The following is an 18,646-nucleotide window of genomic DNA, read 5'->3' as shown; positions in this document are numbered from 1 at the left end:
TAATCTAATACTATTATGAAAAAACCACAGCGCAAAGTTATGCACTATTTTCCATACTTCCAAATAAATCGATGCTAATTAGCGTATAAATAGCTTTTTTAACCATATTTTGATAGAAACAGAGCCTATAATTGACTGATTCGGTACCCTTCGAGGTTATTCAGAGGATACACTACATGCTCCAATTATTGCCCCTCAAGAAAAAAGAAAAAGGTGTCTCACGACACCTCTCAATCCTTCTTTAACCTATAATCTAATACTATTATGAAAAAACCACAGCACAAAGATATACACTTATCCTCTATTCTCCAAATTTTTCAGTGGTATTTCTCGCAAAAAGCCATCTTTTAACTCTTTTATCGCATTTCAGATACCAAAATAACGTCCTAATGATATATTTACACCAGAGATACCGTCAAAAGAGAGGGATTGTCTACCTCGCATAAAATTGCGAGATTTGTTTGACATATCCAATAAACGTGTATCAGTATGATCAAAAAAGGGACTCTAACAAAAGAGAGGTTACTAGGGCACCTAGCCATCCTTTCTGCCAATGTACTTTTCGGGGTTAATCTCCCCTCCATGAAATTAGTACTCGACCCCACTAATGGCGTGGTATGGCAAGTGGCAGCCATAGCCCGTTTCCTAGGTCCTACGGTACTCTTTTGGGCGCTTAGCCTATTCCTTCCACGGGAACCGATAGAGCGAGGCGAACGCTTCAAGCTCTTCCTCGCTGGGCTCTTCGCTGTGGGTATCAACCAGTCATTTACCGCTGTCGGCGTTTCCTACACCACACCATTCAATACTTCACTTGTGACCACAGTGGGGCCTATCCTCACCCTTGTGCTCTCAGCCCTATTCCTCCGAGAGCCTATTACCACCAAGAAGTCCATAGGTGTAGCTGTAGGACTATCGGGAGTCGTATGGCTACTGATGCTAGCGGCTACACCACAGGCAGCGCCAGCCAATCTAGGACATCATAATCATTTCCTAGGGCTATTACTCAACCTCGGGAGCAGCCTCACATACTCTACCTACCTCACCCTCTTTAAGCCCCTTGCAGATAAGTACTCACCTGTTACGCTCATGAAGTGGCTCTTCCTTTCCAGCACAATTGTCTTCCTCCCAATTTATTGGAAAGATGTTGCCGCCACCGACTTTAGTAAGTTCGACGGCTACTTCTATAGCGCCCTCTTCTATATCGTGGTACTTGGCTCCTTCCTCCCTTTCCTATTGATTCCCGTAGCCCAGCGCAAGCTTCGCCCCACGGTTATTAGTATGTACGCTTATATACAACCATTTGTAACCGCTGTGATATCCATATCCCTAGGGCTAGACAGATGGAGCTGGTGGAGAGTCCCAGCTATTTTACTCATCTTCCTTGGTGTCTTTATCGTAACCCAAAGCAAGAGCCGAGCCGATTTAGAGCGATCGCACACCCCTTTGGACTAAAAACCCAAGACAGCCCCATAGGTCAGCGACACCTGTACGAAACGCCACCTTAGTACCTGTATTCAAAGGTCGCCATGACTACCCTAGGTTTCAAATCAAATTCCGTTAGAGTAGTCATCAATTCATCAATATTAGTTGTAACAAACCTTTCATTTCCAATAATATTACTCCCAGAGACACCTACCCTCAGCTTATCTGGAATCAACTGATAATCGAGGTGAAAACTACTAAAGTAGTAAGCCTTATCGGTAAGTTGTCTATCAAACTGGTGGCGCTCAGTTCCCAATTTGAGGGTCAAATCCCGGGAAAACTTAAAGTAAAGATCCAAAAAAGAGGTATTATTGGTTAACTTCCGCGATATAGAAGATGTGGACTTACTTAGAGACCAACGAGATCCAATATGGAACTCAAAGAGAGAAAGGAAAGCACTTCTAAGCTCTCCATTAATATAATAATTTGTAGATTTAAAGGGTGTTACTCCTTCTTTATTTATCGCTCTATAAAAGTTGATTCGAGAGACACCTGCAGAGAACTTGAAATTTGATCTTATGGGTTGAATGAAGTAGTCTACCTGAAGTGATACATTACCTGTCGTTGTATTAGGGACTCGAATACTTTGGGAATAAAAGGTATTGTCAGCAACTGCTAAACGACTAGAAAAAACATTGTGCTCCTTAGTAAGGAATCCCAATACATGTGCTTGGAGGTCTTCACCAAACTCACCATAAGTATACATAATAGAATACAATGTATTCCTTTGAATTCCAAGGTCTCCTACACCTCTCGAAAGACTCCGATTTCCAGTTAAGACACAACCAGAGTATAACTTATCTATTTCCGGAAGGCTGCTGTTTACTGCATAGGTAACTAGCAGTGCATTACGCTCGAACATTTTCCAACGCACATAAATACTTGGGTTTATAACAAAGGAGTCCATTCTCTTATTCTCCTTAAGAACAACATCTTGACAAAAGAGACTGTACCAATGTGCCCGAAGCGATGTCCCCAATTTAAGGGCATCCAACAACCAAGTATACTTTACAAGTACAGAACAATCATTAACTGAATAGTGCACTTGGTTTCTATTGTCCTTAAGCGTGAACTCTTTGTCTTCAATTGGTGAGAGGAGTAATTGAGTCTCTAGGTAATGATACCTATATTTATCGCCCATCTGCATAAGAAGCTGACCATTTCCTAACTTGTGAAAAAGACTAATAGAACCTTCTAGACTATTCATATTATCGACAGATAATTGTCTTGCCCCGCCCTCAGACTCATACCCAGGGAATAAATGGGAGAAGTAGAATCGGTTGACCTTGAATTGCTGAGGCTGACGATTATGGGTATATCGCCCCAAAACCGATAATATAGTTTTGTCCCCTATCTTAGAGAAATAACTCAGAAGTTGCTCTAGTTTGATACCTGATTGGTCGAAGTGTTCTTCAGAAGCAATTCCATTGAGTCGCAGATCAGCCACCCCTCTATCCTTATCATAATAGAACATTGTGGTACTCGAGAAACGTCTGAGCTTTGAGGGCTCACTCGTAAAGTCAATGCGCCCAAATGTACTACGCTGTCTCAGGATTGAGCTCCTTTTCTCATTGGTTCTGATCTCAGAACCCACTAGAGTAATATCTTCAACAGTTCTTTGGGATTGACCAATCTTCTGATAATCGCAAAGTCCAGCAATGCGAATCTTGTTTTTGTCCGAAAGGTTGATAATCGAGTTGAGAGAAGTAAGCCCCGACATAGAAAGCGGATTTTTTGTGCCGTCAAAATAGATATTTCCAAGCTGATAAAAGGAAAGTAGTGCGCCAGGCTTTTCAGTCTGAAAAAGCGGGGTAATCTCTTCGTCTCCGATGACTTCAGAGAGCCTCTTAAGCTCTCCCACTGAACGCCCAGTGGTATTGTCGGAGTTCACTAAGAAATAGGTTTTATGGGTCTTACTAAAGTTCATTAGATTATTTACCAACTCATAATTCCACTTATTGCCAATTCCTCCTCGGACATTGCCAAACCAGATATCCTTGGCCTCCTTGGTGAGTGTAAGGTTTAGAGCAACCTTGTCGCTATCCACAACCCCTTTGAATAATTGGTTTTTTACATAGTCATTGATAACTTGCACCTTCTCGATTGGGTAGACCGGCATATTCTTTGAGAGGACCTTATAGCCACGCTCAAAGAGGTCATCTCCCTCTACAAGTATTCTATCAATCTCTTTATTCCCAACTCTAACGACACCATCTGGATTGACATCAATCCCAGGGAGTTTCTTTAACAAATCCTCAATAGTTGTCTCCAAGCCATCTGTAAAATAGTTGGCATCATATGTCACTGTATCATTTCTGACAACAATAGGGCTTTTCTTTCCTGTAATCGTAAACTCTTTCAGAGTGTAAGTTGACTCCTTTAGCACTACTTTTATTCCTTCTACACGTCCATTATTACTTAGTTTGATAGGGACGTTACGTTTTTCATAGCTAATGTTTGAACACACTAAGTAAAGCCCTGTATTAGCAGGCGTTTCTAGTCTGAAAAGACCTTTTTCACCGGATAACTGATGAGCCAGAGTCTTCTCACTAATGCTATCCTTGAGAAAGATACTCACATTCGGTATCCCTTCCCCTAACATATTGACGATTACACCAGTAACTACAGTCTGCCCCTCCATATTGCCCCACAATAATAGCAATAAGGGAAACAACGCAAGTCGTTGTAGATTCATCTGGTATATTCCTTAGAATTTTATGGCTTTAGCGCCATGAATCAAGTCAATCCATTTCGATAGCATTAACCTTAAAGGACGTTATCGAAACTTGCATATCCCTATCAGATCTACTCGTCAATATCCTCTTTATTCTTTCAAATTGTTCTTTTTGAGCTTTCTTGTATAGGTCTCTGGAAATGGTAAGATACTTCGTTTTTATGGGCTCCGACGGTACGATTCCGCTTTCTATTTTCACCTTCGAGAGGGTAAAGACCACTTCATGGTGGCTATCATAGAGCTCAAAAAGGGCACCGGGAAGTCCGTGAAACTTAAATGGACCATACTTTATTGGAATCTCTGGAGCATACCAAGCAGTATAATAGCGCCCACGAAAATTGCAGGTTGCTTTAATACATTCATAACCATCGATATTTTTGAATTCAGAATCTATCTTCCACTCTATCTGTGGGACTTTCTCCTCTATAAGCACGAGACCACCTTCCTTTTTTGTCGAACGCGCTAAAGTGGTGAGAACAGAATCGGTTTTAATAAAATAGGCTGTGGTATCAGCTACGAAATATTGGAGCTGAAGACTTTCCTCATCTACACTATTGATAGTCTCCTTTCTTTGATCTTGGTAGATGAATAAGGCATTTGTGGAATTGCAGTACAAAGCAGCCTTGTAAGTCGTAGGCATACCGCTAAAGTTCGTCTGCATTTTGTACTCAAGCAAAGCATCATACCTCTCTTGTGCTTTCATTGCCAAAGGAAAGAGCAGTATTAGGAGGACAAAAATTTGTTTCATACGTTCTCAAATTATTAGTGAAAATGTACAGAGCAGCACGATGTGCGACTCTGTACAATTCTTTATATCTTTATATCAATATCACGAACTTCACCTTACGTCATCTATCATTTCTTGGAGTTGTTTTAGAAGTTTCTTTGCTTTGGCCATTACCTCATCGCTCGGTCCAGTAACAGTAACAGAAACCTCAACCCCTGTATCAAAAATTCCAGCTTTACCTGTTAGTGTAACAGAGCACTCAAGTGCTTTCATGCACTCCCCAAGCTGAAGTAAGTCATTTAGTGCATTTTCTCCACTTTCCAAGAAAGAATCAGAGAAGTCTCCCAAATCTATTTGGAACTTTGCGTAGAGTACCTCTCTAGAATTAAGGTTAACATCTACGGTAGGAGCTTCTTGAGAAGCATAAGACGATAATGCGCAAAATGCACACACAACGAACAAAAAAAACTTTTTCATATCAAGAAATTTACAACCCTTTAAACATTAAAGAAACATTAATATTTGCCTATCAATAAACAGCCTCCAACATTTTCTGAGTGTTCCTCAAAAAATCCTTTGCCACTTCGGATAGTTTATCACATGGAGCAACAACGTGAACAGTAAAGTTTATTTACTCTCCGTTACGTGTTCTAAATTGACTTGTTATTGATGCTGAACAGTTAGATTCTGCAACATAAACATCCGAGCGCAGACCTTCTGTCATCTCTGCTCCTATGTCATAACACAATTTAGCATCATCTATCGACAGTGTTTCGATGTTATTTTTCGCAGATCCCTTCAAGAGTGAAGTCTCCCAAACAACAACAGTATTTTCACATCCCACTGCAAAAACTGAAGAGGTAGAAAGAATAAGAAGTGCTAGAAATCTTTTCATAGTTATTTTGCCTAAAGTCAAAATAAATTTATCACCTAAAAGGTATATCACCTCTTCAGCAAAGGTATGTATATTTTTTTTGTTTCCATAATTTAATAAACTATTTAACACTTCATAGATTCAAGACTCTTGTAATAAGTACTCACATGTTACGCTCTTCACGAAATGGCTCTTCCTTTCCAGCACAATTGTCTTCCTCCCAATTTATTGGAAAGAAGTTGCTGTCACCGATTTTAGTAAGTTCGACGGCTACTTCTATAGCGTCCTCTTCTATATCGTAGTACTTGGCTTCTTCCTTCCTTTCCTATTGACTCCCATAGCCCAGCTCAAGCTTCGCCCCACGGTTATTAGTATATACGCTTATATACAACCATTTGTAATCACTGTGATATCCATATCTCTAGGGCTAGACCGATGGAGCTGGTGGAGAGTCCCTGCCATTCTACTCATCTTCTTTGGCGTATTTATCGTAACCCAAAGTAAGAGCCGAGCTGATCTAGAGCGCGAACACACTCCACAGACCTAATCCCCCAACATTCTCTTAGTAAGTATACAACTCTAAAAGGTAAAGCAATCAAGAGAGCTGGAATCAACAGACCAGTAGAACCTCAGGCACATAAGGTCAAGTAGATAGTTATATCTCCACGAAAAAAGGTCAATGTTTTCAGGACAAGACGGGTACCATAGGGACAAAAAAACTTTCACCCCTACCCGCTGACCGCCCTAGCCATACCCCATGACCATTTAATATATACTAATCCACCAATTTAATATATACTAATTGATTCAATTAGTATATATTAAATTGGTGGATTAGTATATATTAAATGGTCATGGAATCCATAAAGATGGCTGAACTAGTGGCTAGAGGCGGCTGAAGTAATTGGGCAATAAGGGGATGGGCATTTGGGTAATTCGTGAAAAACTTGTAACTTGCCACCTGAAAAGCAGGTATATCAAAAGGTTTATTCTGCAAGAGGTATTTACACTATATATAAATTTAGCAAAAGGTATGAAGAGGATTAATACGCTTCTAGTGACGGCAGTAGTAACATTGTTTGCTGGTATGATGCTTACATCATGTGGTGGTGCTGATCCTAAGGAAGCGGCTCAGGCTGCAGTGGAGGCCGAATTGGCAGGAGACTTTGAGAAGCTCTATAGCCTGCTGACCACAGAGGATAGGGATGCTGTGACATTGGACAGCTTTAACCGTCACTACTCTATTCCAAGCGATCTTGCCGACGCTATGGAGCTGATTCCTGAAGTAAAGGATGCGATTAAGTCAGAGAAATTCGAGAGCCAAATCAATGGCGAGGCAGCAGTAGTCACATATTTTATTACGCTCCCCGACTTTAGCAACATGGGCTCACTCTCTATCGCTGATGCTCAAGAGCTTCTCCTTGTAAAGGGCAAGAAACTGAGCGATATGCCGGCAGCTATCCAGCAGAAGATTATCGACTCTGTCAAGGCTAATGGTGTCTCTACGATTAGTCATCCCAAGCAGATGCAGCTCAAGCGTGAGGGCGATGAATGGAAGGTCTCTATGGGGCTTGCCGATCAGATCCAAAATAATAAGCGCATCCGTACTGTGTACGATGTGGCACCGATTACAGAGTAAAGGATTAGGTATATTAGGTAAAAGGTAAATATATATTAGGTTATTAGGAATGTCTACAGTAAAAAGTGACACTAAGCCCTATGTAGTGGGCGTAGATGTGGGGGGAACCAATACCGTGTTTGGTATTGTGGATGCTCGTGGTAATATTATCCGTAGCGATAAGATCAAGAGTACCAATCATATCAAGGTAGAGGGGTATATAGAGGAGTTGGCAGCTGCTATCAAGGAGTTGGCAGAGGAAGCTGGCGGAATTGGACTGATTCATGGTATTGGCGTAGGTGCCCCCAATGGCAACTACTTCACTGGCTCTATCGACTTTGCGCCCAATCTACTTTGGAAAGGACGTATCCCCCTAGCGCACCTACTCAGTGAGGCGTTGGATGGTATCCCAGTAGCACTAACCAATGATGCTAATGCTGCAGCGATAGGTGAGATGACTTATGGTGCAGCTCGTGGCATGAAGGACTTTATCGAGATTACCCTAGGCACAGGTCTTGGTAGCGGTATCGTAGTTGGTGGCAAGCTTGTCTATGGTCATGATGGCTTCGCTGGGGAGATAGGTCATACTATCATCCGTCGTAACGGACGCTCTTGCGGCTGCGGTCGTATGGGTTGTCTCGAGACCTACTGTTCGGCCACTGGAGTTGCGAGGACAGCCAAGGAGTTCCTCACCGCCCGTGAAGATAAGAGCTTGCTCAGAGACCTTAATATTGATGAGATTACTTCTAAGGACGTACACGATGCTGCTATCCAAGGCGATAAACTAGCACTTGATATCTTCGAGGCGACTGGTGCTGTACTTGGAGAGGCACTTGCCGATGCGGTTGCCTATACTAGCCCTGAGGCTATTATCCTATTTGGTGGTCTGACCAAGGCTGGAAATATCCTACTAGAGCCAGTGAAGCGCCACATGGAGCAGAACCTCCTCAATATCTATAAGGATAAGGTGAAGATACTCGTGAGCGAACTAAAAGAGAGCGACGCGGCTGTGCTAGGTGCAAGTGCACTTGGTTGGGAGGCAGATCGTAAGCTCCTCACCAAGCTCACAGATTGATGGATAAAATAGAAATAGCAAGAGAGGAATCCCTCCTTGCTATTTCATTATATACAGGGATTTGTGTAAGTTTGCACAATCTTTGAATAACAATGTATTATGAATTAATAATATGAGCGATAAGAAGCATGAAGCAATGGGCGCTACCGATAAGATAGAGGAAGGCGCAATGGAGGCTATTAGCAAGTCGGAGACCTATATCCGCAACAATCGCAATACGATCATTACTATTGCGGTGGTGGTCTTGGTGGCAATTGCAGGTATCTTGGCTTACCATTATCTGTATAAGAAGCCTCGTGTAGAGAAGGCTCAGGCAGCGATGTTTAGAGCTGAACAGGTATTTGGCGTAGACTCATTTGCTCTTGCGCTTAATGGTAATGGTGCTGATGTAGTAGGTTTTCTACAAATCATAGACAAGTATGGCAGTACCCCCTCTGGCAATCTTGCTCAGGCTTATGCAGGTATCAGCTACTATAACCTTGGCGAGTACGACAAGGCGATTGAGCACCTGAAGAAGTTCAAGTCTAAGGACACCATGGCTAACCCAAGCGTTTATGGTCTTATTGGAGACTGCTATGTGGATATGGACAAGGTGGAAGAGGGCGTGAAGTATTTTGAAAAGGCTGCCGAGCGTGCCGACAATGATTTGCTATCGCCAATCTACCTTATTAAAGCTGGTATCGCTTACGAGGCGCTAGGTAATACGGAGAAGGCTAAGGCTAGCTACCAGACCGTTCTCGACAAGTACAGTGCTTCTGACTTTAGGGTAGAGGCTGAGAAATATCTCCAAGCGCTCGAGATGAAGTAATACACCGTTCTATATAACGATAGAGATATGAGTAGAGGTCGACTTCCACAACAGTTGGAAGCCGACCTCTGCTTTTGACCTGTATCTGTGTGCAGTATATAGGTATATTATAGTCGGTAGGTCATAAATTGCTATCATAGAAATATATGCTCCAAAAATATGGTTATATAGGGAATAAAGTATATATTTGCGCTAGGGTAGCTCGACAACTACTTCACAATGAAAGGATATAAAGAATAATATACAACTCAAAAAAAGATTTAGACGTATGGATATCTCACACATTGAGCATCTAGGTATTGCTGTGAATAGCATAGAGGAGCATCGTCCATTCTACGAGCAAGTGCTCGGATGGGAGTGCTACAACATCGAAGTTGTGGAGGATCAAAAGGTAAAGACCGCTTTCTTCAAGGTGGGCAACTCTAATACTAAGATTGAGTTGCTAGAGCCTACTAGCCCCGATAGTACAATTGCTAAATTTATCGAGAAGAAGGGCGAAGGCATCCATCATATCGCTTATTGTGTCCCTAACACTCAGGAGGCACTAGATAAAGCGAAGGAGCTAGGGGTACAGCTTATCGACCAGAAGGCACGCAAGGGTGCTGAGGGACTACTTATCGGATTTATGCACCCTAAGAGCACTGGAAAGGTACTCACCGAAGTCTGCAGTAAGCCCGACAACAAATAACAAGTGTATACATAACATTTAGAGCTATAATATGAGTACTCAGGTAGAGAAGATTCAAGAGCTGATAGAGCTACGCGCCGAGGCACGCCTCGGCGGTGGTGAGGCGAGGATACAGAAGCAACACGAGAAGGGCAAGATGACTGCTCGTGAGCGTATTGATTTGCTTCTAGACAAGGGCAGCTTCGAGGAGATGGATATGTTTGTGGAGCTTCGCTCACACAACTTTGGCATCGACAAGAACAAGGTACTAGGTGATGGTGTGGTGACTGGTAGCGGTACTATTGATGGCCGACTAGTGTATGTATATGCACAGGACTTCACCGCTATTGCTGGTTCACTAGGAGAGATGCACGCTGCCAAGATCTGTAAGGTAATGGACATGGCGATGAAGGTAGGTGCTCCAGTAATCGGCATCAACGATTCGGGTGGTGCACGTATCCAGGAGGGTGTGAATGCTCTTACTGGTTATGCTGAGCTTTTCGAGCGCAATATCTTGGCGAGCGGTGTAGTACCACAGATCACAGCTATCTTTGGTCCTTGTGCTGGAGGTGCTGTGTATTCTCCTGCTCTTACCGACTTCATCCTGATGGTAGAGGGGTCATCCTATATGTTCCTTACAGGTCCAAAGGTAGTAAAGACAGTGACCCACGAAGATGTAACCCAAGAGGAACTTGGTGGTGCATCGGTACATACCACAAAAAGTGGTGTAGCACAGTTCTCAGTGCCTACCGAGCAGGAGGGTATCGAACTTATCCGCCACCTCATCAGCTTCCTACCATCCAATAATATGGAGACCGCACCCGACGTAGAGTGTACTGATCCTATTGATCGTATGGAAGACTTGCTCAATGAGATTATCCCAGATAATCCTAATAAGGCATACGATATGTATGAGGTACTGGGTGCTATTGTAGATAATAGGGCATTCCTCGAGGTACACAAGGACTTCGCCAATAATATCATCTGTGGATTCGCCCGCATGGGTGGTAAGAGTGTAGGTATCGTAGCCAACCAGCCAAAGAGTAAGGCAGGTGCACTGGATGTGAATGCATCTCGTAAGGCAGCGCGCTTTGTACGCTTCTGCGATGCCTTCAATATCCCACTAGTAACCCTTGTGGACGTACCGGGATTCCTCCCAGGTACAGGTCAGGAGTACAATGCAGTGATTACTCACGGTGCTAAGCTACTATACGCTTACGGCGAGGCTACAGTACCAAAGGTGACTTGTATCCTCCGCAAGGCATACGGTGGTGCATACATCGTGATGAGCTCTAAGAGCCTACGTGGTGATATCAACTACGCTTGGCCAAGTGCTGAGATTGCAGTGATGGGACCAAGCGGTGCCGTAGAGGTGGTATTTGCTAAGGAAGTGAAGGAAGCTGAGAACCCAGCAGCCAAGGCTATAGAGAAGGAAGAGGAATACCGCAAGGCATTTGCTAATCCTTACAATGCTGCGTCTTACGGCTATATCGATGATGTTATTGAGCCACGAAATACTCGCTTCCGCATCATTCGGGCACTACGTCAGCTCGAGAATAAGCAGCTGACCCTACCAGCTAAGAAGCACGACAACATCCCATTGTAATCACGATTGATATGAATTTCAAGATACCATCCAACAAGGACGTATACGCTGCTATAGCTATGGCGCTCCATGAGACGCTTGGTACGCCTCACGATAGGGAGAGCAATGTAATCACTATCGATAAGGCTAAGCATAGCAATTCCCCTTGGGGTAGTAAGGTGTTGACACTCCGTCAGCTCCCTAGGAGGAAGTAAGTATTTGATAAATAAGTAGACAGAGATATCTATATGAAGACATTTAATTATACTATCAATGGGGTTCAGTACCAGGTAGATGTAGTCAGCATAAAGGAGAATATTGCCGAAGTTAGGGTCAATGGCGAGAGCTATGACGTGGAACTTGATAGGTCTTATGATATTGACCAAGAGGCTTGGGCTGCAGCAGCAGTAGCGCCTAAAGCTACCCCAGTGGCTAAGCCTGCAGCACCTGCCGCAGCGCCAACTCCACAACCAGAGGCAGCGCCAGCCGCTCCTGCCCCAACCGCATCTGCAACAACAGGCGCAGGCGCACCACTTAAGTCTCCACTCCCTGGAGTAATCGTAAAGATTATGGCTAAGGTAGGTGATGCTGTGAAGAAGGGTCAGAAGGTAATGGTACTAGAGGCGATGAAGATGGAGAATGATATCAAGGCCGACCGCGATGGTGTGGTTACCTCTATCCTCGTTAACCAAAACCAGAGTGTACAGGACGGCGATACCCTATTGACCATCCAGTAATCTGTATAGGTTACTTACGCTTTCAGTAAAGAAGAGGAGCGCATCCCACGAGGGGTGCGCTCCTCTTCTTCATAGGTAAATTATGGATTGAATTAGTACATATTTTGGATATTATCGAAATGAATATCCTATTTTACACTTCAATGATATGATAAAACCATTTATTCAATGAATTTATGTCAATAATATTGTGCAGTTAAGAAAATACTTACTACCTTTGGGTGTTCTCTTTTTGATTGCATGCATGTTTATTCGCATTCTAAATGTAAGGTAAGTATGATTATTAGAATATAAACGTAAAATGTTGCGACGATAATTATATCTTAATTTCATATAGGTGACTGAAAAAACTAGAGACCTAAGAATCCGAGCTCTCTAAAACATAATACCATGGCAGAGGAGAACTGTATTAGAAGCACTCTTCGAGATAGAGTACAATCTATCGATAGGAGTTTTTATTAACTATCAAAGACCAGCTTATGAAAAGAAGAAGTTTTGTAGAAAGTGTATGGGCATCGATCTCAACACTTGGCAAGAAGCTATGGAGAGGGGTTGTTGTCTCTTTCACTGCGTTAGTTGCTATCTTCGCGGTTTCTTGTAGCAATCAGTCTCGGATGTCGGATATAGCAGAGGCAACATCAGGAGATGCAGACGCCTTTGTGTCTGAGCTCGAAGCACAGAAGATTGCAGAGAACTTTCTTAAGGTGAATGATTTACGTTCTGGAGGGGAACAGCTTACTTTGGTGTATACTGAGCCAAGCAACTTACGTGCTAATGACGGAACGGAGTATAGTGATCTCCCTGCTTACTATGTCTACAACATTGGAGATAAAGGCTTCATCATCGTTTCAGCGTCTGAGACTACCTATCCTGTTCTTGGTTACTCAGAGGAAAATACATTTGCCGTAGGCGACCAGATGCCAGACAACCTCAAGGCTGTACTTAAGGGCTATGCCGATGAGATACGCTACTCTTGGAAGAACATAAAGAGTACCGATGCAACCAAGCAATGGAGAGAGGGCGCTCTACGCTCAGTAAATGCCGATGAGGCTACAACACGTGTCGCAGCCGCTTCTGTTAAGCCACTGCTCGGCACGATCAAGTGGAACCAAGCTCCTTACTACAACGATCTTTGTCCAACGGGTACGCCTGTAGGCTGTGTGGCTACTGCAACTTCACAGATTATGAGGTACTGGGAATACCCAAGCCGTGGGAGAGGCTCTCACACGAGCACAGTAGATGGAAGAAGTGTCAACTTCGACCACCCTCTCAATTGGAGCAATATGCCTAAGGCTACACTCCGCTCACCAAATAGGGACGTAGCACAACTCTGCTACGACGTAGCTATTGGTCTTAATATGCAGTTTAGCAGAAAAGCTAGTGGTACCTACCAAAGATATATTCCTGACTTGCTCGTAAATCATTATTATTACGATACTACTGTTCGTCAGCTGTACCGCAACACTGGTTATTCAGCATCTCAGTGGCATAATATTTTACGTGAAGAGCTCTCTGCTGGACGCCCTGTACAGTATGCAGGAAGTGGTCGTGGAGGAGGTCACTCATTCGTTTGCGATGGATATGACTCTCGTGGTTACTTCAGTTTTAATTGGGGTTGGGGTGGCTCTTCGGACGGTTATTTTTTGACCAATGCTTTGAATCCAGGTAGCCTAGGTATCGGCGGAGGTAGTGGAGGCTTCAACTACTATCAGGATATCATTATCGGTATTCAGCCTAGGGGCAATGTCACGCCTTCACCAGATCCTGACCAGCCAACCTATCCAATCTCTTATGCAAGGGATTCTTACTATGCTTTCATCTCTGGAGTGGGACTAAATAGATATGTTGCGAACTCTCGCACAGGTAGTGGATATGCTGATTATACGACGATCGGTAGTTTCCCAATATCAAGGGGGAATAATACGATTACTTTAACGCCGGGCTTTGGAACTACTAATAAGTATAACAACTACTGGCGTGTTTGGATAGACTTCAACAACGATGGTGTCTTCTCCAGATCAGAGATGATAGTAAACACGAGCAGTTCACAGGTCGTTTCAGGTCAATTCTCTCTTAGTAATAATCTCCAATCAGGCTCCTATCGTATGCGCGTATCGATGAAGACTTACGATGGCTATCCAGCCCCCGATGAGATATTCACATACGGTGAGGTAGAAGACTACTCCGTTGTGGTTAGATAACAAGTTCTGTTATATAGAACTTTTGTAGAACTTTGGACTTGGTCGCATCATCACTTGTGTGGGTGTGGGCAAGTCCTTTTCATTTATGTTACTTATTCTCTCTCTGTACGATAATAAAACCTTGGATGGTGGACTCCACGAATTTTGGTATCTTTGAATGAGAGATTATTTTGAATTTAGAACTAAATTAATTATATAGGAGAAATGAAAGGACGTGTACTCATTATCGGTGCTGGAGGTGTGGGCACTGTAGTGGCAAAGAAGGTGGCTATGAATAGCCATATCTTTACTGATATCATGCTAGCTAGCCGCAACAAAGCTAAGTGCGATGCTATAGCAAGTAAAATCACTGAGGCGAAGATCAAGACTGCCCAAGTAGATGCCGATAAGGTAGAGGAGCTTGTGGCACTGTTCAATGACTTCAAGCCCGAGCTCGTTATCAATGTAGCGCTTCCCTATCAAGATCTAACCATCATGGATGCCTGCCTTGAGTGCGGGGTGAACTACCTAGACACTGCCAATTATGAGCCACTCGACGAGGCTAAGTATCAGTACAGCTGGCAATGGGCATACCAAGATCGCTTCAAGGAGGCTGGGCTAACTGCTATCCTAGGTTGTGGATTCGACCCAGGTGTAACGAGTGTTTTCACTGCTTATGCAGCTAAACATCACTTCGACGAGATGCATCAGCTCGATATCGTAGACTGTAATGCGGGCGACCACCACAAGGCTTTTGCAACCAACTTCAACCCCGAAATCAATATCCGTGAGGTGACCCAGAGAGGTAAGTATTGGCAGAATGGCGAGTGGGTAGAGACGGAGCCACTTGAGATACACAAGCCACTCACCTATCCTGAGGTAGGCCCACGTGAGAGCTACCTACTCTATCATGAGGAGCTAGAGAGCTTGGTGAAGAACTTCCCTTCCCTCCAGAGGGCTCGCTTCTGGATGACCTTCGGACAGGAGTACCTTACCCACCTACGTGTGATTCAGAATATCGGTATGGCTAGTATCGAGCCTATCATGTATGAGGGGCGTGAGATTGTGCCTATACAGTTCCTCAAAGCTGTGCTGCCCGACCCTAAGGAACTAGGCGAAAACTATACCGGGCAGACCTCTATCGGCTGCCGTATCCGTGGCGTGAAGGATGGCAAGGAGAAGACCTACTACATCTACAATAACTGTAGCCACGAGGCAGCGTACAAGGAGACCGGTGCTCAAGGTGTGAGCTATACCACTGGCGTGCCTGCCACTACGGGAGCAATTATGTTCTTCAAGGGACTATGGAGCGGTGCAGGTGTCTTCAATGTAGAGGAGTTCAACCCAGACCCATTCCTAGAGGAGCTAGCTAAGCAAGGCTTGCCTTGGCACGAACTACACGATGTCGACCTTGAGCTATGATTAAGGTAGGCGACAAGATACCCGAAAGACTTGGGGTAGACCAAGATGGTAACGAGATCACCCGCGAGAACCTCGCTGGTCAGCGGGTGATACTCTATTTCTACCCTAAGGACAATACCAGTGGCTGCACTGCTCAGGCTTGTAGCCTCAGGGACGGTATTACTGAACTCAAGGAGGCAGGTTATACTGTGATAGGAGTAAGCAAGGATAGCGCCAAAAGTCATAAGGGCTTTATCGAGAAGCATGGGTTACCTTTTCCTCTGATTGCAGATACAGAGACCGAGCTCAACCAAGCGTTTGGTGTTTGGGTAGAAAAGAGCATGTACGGACGTAAGTACATGGGTACTCAGCGCACCACCTTCGTGATTGACGAGGCTGGTGTAGTCAGAGCTATAGTAGCTGGGAAGGATGTCAAGACCAAGGAGCATGCGGCCCAACTCATCAAGATTATTAACGAACTAGACAAATAATATACCCTAATGGCAAAGAAAGATGCAGAGAATATGGCTCTGCAAAACGATAAATTAAAGGCACTCGAAGCGGTGATGGCTAAAATCGAGAAGAACTTCGGTAAGGGCTCGATTATGAATATGGCATCACAGGAGATCCAAGAGATTGATACCATACCTACTGGTTCGCTCACCCTAGATATCGCACTAGGTGTAGGCGGATACCCAAGAGGTAGGATTATTGAGATATATGGGCCAGAGTCTTCGGGTAAAACGACACTAGCCATCCACGCTATAGCAGAATGCCAGAAGCAGGGTGGATTTGCGGCTATCATAGATGCCGAGAATGCCTTCGACCGCTCGTATGCTGAGGCTCTCGGTGTCGATCTCTCTAAGCTCTGGATCTCTCAGCCCGATACAGGCGAGCAGGCTTTGGATATTGCCGAGAACCTGATTCGCTCGTCGGCAATGGACTTGATTGTAATCGACTCCGTAGCTGCGCTCACCCCTAAGGGAGAGATCGAAGGTGATATGGGAGAAAACAGAGTGGGGCTACATGCCCGCTTGATGAGTCAGGCACTCCGCAAGCTCGCAGGTATTATCAATAAGACCCAGACTACTTGTATCTTTATCAATCAGCTACGTGAAAAGATTGGCGCTTACGGTAACCCCGAGACCACTACAGGTGGTAATGCACTGAAGTATTATGCCTCCGTGCGCTTGGATATCCGTAAGGGCACACCTATAAAGGATAGCGACAATGAGGTGATTGGCAACCTTACAAAGGTCAAGGTAGCTAAAAACAAAGTCGCACCCCCATTCCGCAAAGCTGAGTTCGATATCATGTTTGGTGAAGGTATCTCCAAGGTGGGTGAGCTCGTGGACGCTGGCGCCGAAATGGACATTATCCGCAAGAGTGGCTCATGGTACAACTACGAAGATACCAAACTAGGACAGGGACGTGAGGCTGCCAAGGCAACTTTACAGGAAAACCCCGAATTGGCAGAACTCATTGAGAATCAAATAAAAGAGAAGTTAGCCAACAAAGCATCGTAAATATGTTTACGAATAATAGGAAATATTGCTCGATTTCTTAAATATTAAGCCTTTGTTTAGGTGTTATAGAGCAATAGTTTTTCTTTGGTTACGTGCTGGAATGTTATCATCTTTGTGGTGTCAAAAAGCATAACCTAATCAATCTTTCTTACCTAACATCCTAATATATTGTGGAACAACCGTCAGAAGCCGTACGAGAGTACGGCTTTTGTCGTTTTATAGAGTGAGGGCTACGCAGTACAATAGATTATGTACTACGTAGCCCTTACTTTATGATTACGGCATCGACTACCTCAGACCAAACGACTCCAAGAGTACCTGCTCCATAGCCTTACGTATTGTAGAGGCGCTACCATAGAAGTTATTCACCATAAGGGCAACAGTATAAGTCTTGCCACCGAGCTCTACGTATCCAGCATAGCAAACCACGTTACGCAGTGTGCCACTCTTGAGGCGAGCCTTGCCCTGTAGTGGTGTATTCTTAAGGAATATAGTGAGCGTACCATCCATACCAGCACGAGGGAGCAATCGCATATACACCCCACTCTTGTCGGCTCTGTAAACCTTTCCCAGCATAGCCGCTAGAAAATGAGTGGTCACTCTATCCTGAGTACTCAGCCCCGATCCATCCACCATCTCCAGCTCATCGGTATCCAGTCCACGCCCCTTCCAGTAGCTCTTCACCTCCTCAATGGCAGTCTGAGTAGGGTTATGCCCAGGGAGTGGCGTCTTCCCAATAGCCAATTGTCGTAGCATCCCCTCGGCAAATAGGTTGTGGCTGTACACCAAAGTAATCTCCATGAGCTCCCTTATCGAAGGAGACTCAAAAGTATAGAGTAACTCTCCTCTCCCCTTCATCGTCTCGGCAGTAGTCGCCTTGCCACTTACCGGTACCCCTTGTTTATTGAGGAAGCTCCTCAGCCTATGTGCAATAAATAGAGCTTGCTGAATTAGGGGATGTGTTTTTTGAAGAATTGAGACGCATGCAGGATATTGGCGAACGATTTGTAATTTTGGAGAAAAAAAACGAAGGAAATAGGAGCGACAAAATAATGCGGATAAGTTCCCTGAGGAACGTTATCACATTTTTCGCTAAGAAAGACATAGCGACTGCTACCTCCGTTGTCTCTGGAAGTCGTGTCCTTATCCTAGCAGCTCCGTAGCGCATCTTCACGGTTCCGAAAGTCCCCTCTACCTCATTACGTCGGTGCATCTCCTTGAGTTCTGCCTCT

General features: G+C 44.3%; 19 protein-coding genes. 13 read left to right on the top strand and 6 right to left on the bottom strand.

Features of this window, described 5'->3' with window-relative positions:
* Positions 1-489: 489 nt before the first annotated feature.
* Complete coding sequence (locus A3GG_RS0104955; protein WP_018358219.1) at positions 490-1,452, top strand: DMT family transporter; 963 nt, start codon at positions 490-492, stop codon at positions 1,450-1,452.
* Positions 1,453-1,501: 49 nt separating this feature from the next.
* Here A3GG_RS0104955 and A3GG_RS0104950 read toward each other — a convergent pair whose 3' ends face one another.
* The 4 genes from A3GG_RS0104950 to A3GG_RS0104935 all read right to left on the bottom strand — a co-directional run bounded on the left by A3GG_RS0104950 (position 1,502) and on the right by A3GG_RS0104935 (position 5,838).
* Complete coding sequence (locus A3GG_RS0104950; RefSeq protein ID WP_026215633.1) at positions 1,502-4,177, bottom strand: TonB-dependent receptor; 2,676 nt, start codon at positions 4,175-4,177, stop codon at positions 1,502-1,504.
* A gap of 46 nt (positions 4,178-4,223) precedes the next feature.
* A complete protein-coding gene (locus A3GG_RS12815; protein WP_018358217.1) occupies positions 4,224-4,964 on the bottom strand; it encodes a GLPGLI family protein in 741 nt (246 codons plus the stop codon).
* A 90-nt stretch (positions 4,965-5,054) separates the two neighbouring features.
* Positions 5,055-5,420, bottom strand: coding sequence for a hypothetical protein (locus tag A3GG_RS0104940; protein WP_018358216.1), 366 nt, complete (start codon positions 5,418-5,420; stop codon positions 5,055-5,057).
* 154 nt (positions 5,421-5,574) lie between these two features.
* The gene (locus tag A3GG_RS0104935; RefSeq protein ID WP_134849399.1) at positions 5,575-5,838 is read right to left on the bottom strand and encodes a hypothetical protein; all 264 of its coding nucleotides are present in this window, start codon (positions 5,836-5,838) and stop codon (positions 5,575-5,577) included.
* A gap of 118 nt (positions 5,839-5,956) precedes the next feature.
* Between A3GG_RS0104935 and A3GG_RS13065 the strand changes: the two genes are divergently transcribed.
* The 12 genes from A3GG_RS13065 to recA all read left to right on the top strand — a co-directional run bounded on the left by A3GG_RS13065 (position 5,957) and on the right by recA (position 17,414).
* Entirely contained in the window at positions 5,957-6,364 is a 408-nt protein-coding gene (locus tag A3GG_RS13065; protein WP_083900379.1) for an EamA family transporter, read from the top strand.
* 486 nt (positions 6,365-6,850) lie between these two features.
* Positions 6,851-7,456, top strand: a complete 606-nt coding sequence (locus A3GG_RS0104930) for a hypothetical protein (RefSeq protein WP_240704078.1) — start codon at positions 6,851-6,853, stop codon at positions 7,454-7,456.
* A 49-nt stretch (positions 7,457-7,505) separates the two neighbouring features.
* Complete coding sequence (locus tag A3GG_RS0104925) at positions 7,506-8,510, top strand: ROK family protein (RefSeq protein ID WP_018358213.1); 1,005 nt, start codon at positions 7,506-7,508, stop codon at positions 8,508-8,510.
* A 112-nt stretch (positions 8,511-8,622) separates the two neighbouring features.
* Positions 8,623-9,318, top strand: coding sequence for a tetratricopeptide repeat protein (locus A3GG_RS0104920; protein ID WP_018358212.1), 696 nt, complete (start codon positions 8,623-8,625; stop codon positions 9,316-9,318).
* Between the two features lie 268 nt (positions 9,319-9,586).
* Entirely contained in the window at positions 9,587-10,006 is a 420-nt protein-coding gene (gene mce / locus A3GG_RS0104915; protein WP_018358211.1) for a methylmalonyl-CoA epimerase, read from the top strand.
* A gap of 31 nt (positions 10,007-10,037) precedes the next feature.
* Entirely contained in the window at positions 10,038-11,591 is a 1,554-nt protein-coding gene (locus A3GG_RS0104910; protein WP_018358210.1) for an acyl-CoA carboxylase subunit beta, read from the top strand.
* Between the two features lie 11 nt (positions 11,592-11,602).
* Positions 11,603-11,785, top strand: a complete 183-nt coding sequence (locus A3GG_RS0104905) for a hypothetical protein (protein ID WP_018358209.1) — start codon at positions 11,603-11,605, stop codon at positions 11,783-11,785.
* 33 nt (positions 11,786-11,818) lie between these two features.
* The gene (locus A3GG_RS0104900) at positions 11,819-12,307 is read left to right on the top strand and encodes an acyl-CoA carboxylase biotin carboxyl carrier protein subunit (RefSeq protein ID WP_018358208.1); all 489 of its coding nucleotides are present in this window, start codon (positions 11,819-11,821) and stop codon (positions 12,305-12,307) included.
* A gap of 479 nt (positions 12,308-12,786) precedes the next feature.
* On the top strand, positions 12,787-14,508 hold the full coding sequence (locus A3GG_RS11895) for a C10 family peptidase (RefSeq protein WP_083900378.1): 1,722 nt from the start codon (positions 12,787-12,789) through the stop codon (positions 14,506-14,508).
* Positions 14,509-14,712: 204 nt separating this feature from the next.
* The gene (locus A3GG_RS0104890; RefSeq protein WP_018358206.1) at positions 14,713-15,909 is read left to right on the top strand and encodes a saccharopine dehydrogenase family protein; all 1,197 of its coding nucleotides are present in this window, start codon (positions 14,713-14,715) and stop codon (positions 15,907-15,909) included.
* Entirely contained in the window at positions 15,906-16,379 is a 474-nt protein-coding gene (bcp, locus tag A3GG_RS0104885; protein WP_018358205.1) for a thioredoxin-dependent thiol peroxidase, read from the top strand. The genes A3GG_RS0104890 and bcp overlap by 4 nt, the downstream gene beginning before the upstream one ends.
* Before the next feature lie 9 nt (positions 16,380-16,388).
* Positions 16,389-17,414 (top strand): recombinase RecA, encoded by a 1,026-nt coding sequence (gene recA, locus A3GG_RS0104880; protein ID WP_018358204.1) that lies wholly within the window; start codon positions 16,389-16,391, stop codon positions 17,412-17,414.
* A gap of 288 nt (positions 17,415-17,702) precedes the next feature.
* Here the strand turns inward: recA and A3GG_RS0104875 are convergent, their stop codons facing one another.
* Entirely contained in the window at positions 17,703-18,335 is a 633-nt protein-coding gene (locus tag A3GG_RS0104875; protein WP_248637654.1) for a D-alanyl-D-alanine carboxypeptidase, read from the bottom strand.
* A 1-nt stretch (position 18,336) separates the two neighbouring features.
* A partial coding sequence (locus A3GG_RS13370; protein ID WP_156808677.1) for a transposase occupies positions 18,337-18,646 on the bottom strand: 310 nt, incomplete at its 5' end.

Origin of the sequence: Porphyromonas levii DSM 23370 (genome assembly GCF_000379925.1) — a bacterium.
In the GTDB taxonomy this organism is placed as follows: Bacteria; Bacteroidota; Bacteroidia; order Bacteroidales; family Porphyromonadaceae; genus Porphyromonas_A; species Porphyromonas_A levii.
The sequence above is the reverse complement of the archived record's forward strand: the minus strand, read 5'-3'. Positions and strand labels throughout refer to the sequence as shown.

What these genes read in the sequence shown, in the direction of transcription:
- A3GG_RS0104940 (WP_018358216.1), bottom strand. Translation starts at nt 5,420, where the DNA reads ATGAAAAAGTTTTTTTTGTTCGTTGTGTGTGCATTTTGCGCATTATCG.
- A3GG_RS0104900 (WP_018358208.1), top strand. Translation starts at nt 11,819, where the DNA reads ATGAAGACATTTAATTATACTATCAATGGGGTTCAGTACCAGGTAGAT.
- A3GG_RS12815 (WP_018358217.1), bottom strand. Translation starts at nt 4,964, where the DNA reads ATGAAACAAATTTTTGTCCTCCTAATACTGCTCTTTCCTTTGGCAATG.
- A3GG_RS0104930 (WP_240704078.1), top strand. Translation starts at nt 6,851, where the DNA reads ATGAAGAGGATTAATACGCTTCTAGTGACGGCAGTAGTAACATTGTTT.
- A3GG_RS0104950 (WP_026215633.1), bottom strand. Translation starts at nt 4,177, where the DNA reads ATGAATCTACAACGACTTGCGTTGTTTCCCTTATTGCTATTATTGTGG.
- A3GG_RS0104935 (WP_134849399.1), bottom strand. Translation starts at nt 5,838, where the DNA reads ATGAAAAGATTTCTAGCACTTCTTATTCTTTCTACCTCTTCAGTTTTT.
- A3GG_RS0104905 (WP_018358209.1), top strand. Translation starts at nt 11,603, where the DNA reads ATGAATTTCAAGATACCATCCAACAAGGACGTATACGCTGCTATAGCT.
- A3GG_RS0104920 (WP_018358212.1), top strand. Translation starts at nt 8,623, where the DNA reads ATGAGCGATAAGAAGCATGAAGCAATGGGCGCTACCGATAAGATAGAG.
- A3GG_RS0104955 (WP_018358219.1), top strand. Translation starts at nt 490, where the DNA reads ATGATCAAAAAAGGGACTCTAACAAAAGAGAGGTTACTAGGGCACCTA.
- mce (WP_018358211.1), top strand. Translation starts at nt 9,587, where the DNA reads ATGGATATCTCACACATTGAGCATCTAGGTATTGCTGTGAATAGCATA.
- A3GG_RS0104910 (WP_018358210.1), top strand. Translation starts at nt 10,038, where the DNA reads ATGAGTACTCAGGTAGAGAAGATTCAAGAGCTGATAGAGCTACGCGCC.
- bcp (WP_018358205.1), top strand. Translation starts at nt 15,906, where the DNA reads ATGATTAAGGTAGGCGACAAGATACCCGAAAGACTTGGGGTAGACCAA.
- A3GG_RS0104890 (WP_018358206.1), top strand. Translation starts at nt 14,713, where the DNA reads ATGAAAGGACGTGTACTCATTATCGGTGCTGGAGGTGTGGGCACTGTA.
- A3GG_RS0104925 (WP_018358213.1), top strand. Translation starts at nt 7,506, where the DNA reads ATGTCTACAGTAAAAAGTGACACTAAGCCCTATGTAGTGGGCGTAGAT.
- recA (WP_018358204.1), top strand. Translation starts at nt 16,389, where the DNA reads ATGGCAAAGAAAGATGCAGAGAATATGGCTCTGCAAAACGATAAATTA.
- A3GG_RS11895 (WP_083900378.1), top strand. Translation starts at nt 12,787, where the DNA reads ATGAAAAGAAGAAGTTTTGTAGAAAGTGTATGGGCATCGATCTCAACA.